This is a genomic window from Pseudomonas sp. PICF6, assembly GCF_009831705.1.
GTDB classification, from domain to species: domain Bacteria; phylum Pseudomonadota; class Gammaproteobacteria; order Pseudomonadales; family Pseudomonadaceae; genus Aquipseudomonas; species Aquipseudomonas rhizophila.
Genome location: NZ_WUUD01000013.1, coordinates 51498 through 51954, shown reverse-complemented (window position 1 = coordinate 51954; position 457 = coordinate 51498). Strand labels below are relative to the sequence as shown.

1 protein-coding gene is annotated in these 457 nt (G+C 54.0%); it reads left to right on the top strand.

The window, feature by feature from the left end:
• Nucleotides 1-233 (top strand): OprD family outer membrane porin (locus GSM73_RS26910; RefSeq protein WP_256676716.1); only part of this gene is annotated, 233 nt, incomplete at its 5' end.
• Nucleotides 234-457 lie beyond the last annotated feature (224 nt).

Genomic DNA, 457 nt, shown 5'->3' with positions numbered 1-457 from the left:
TACCGGGCCTGACCCTGATGAACCGCTACATCAGCGGTGACAACGTACACACCGCTACTGTTAATGACGGCAAGGAATGGGGTCGCGAAAGCGAACTGGCCTACACCGTACAAAGCGGTGCGTTGAAGAGCCTCAATGTGAAATGGCGTAATTCAACGATGCGTCGGGATTACAGCAACAACGAGTTCGATGAAAACCGGCTGATCGTCAGCTATCCGATCAGCTTGTTGTAAAAGCCAAACATGGGTGGAGGCTGTACCGGCGTCATCGCGAGCAGGCTCGCTCCCACAGGGGGATCAGTGTCGAGCATAAAATTTGTGCTCACTGAAGATCCAGTGTGGGAGCGAGCCTGCTCGCGATGGCGTCATCACATTCAACATCGATGCAAGCTGACCCACCGCTTTCGCGAGCAAGCTCGCTCCCACAGGGGGATCAGTGTCGAGCATAAAATTTGTGT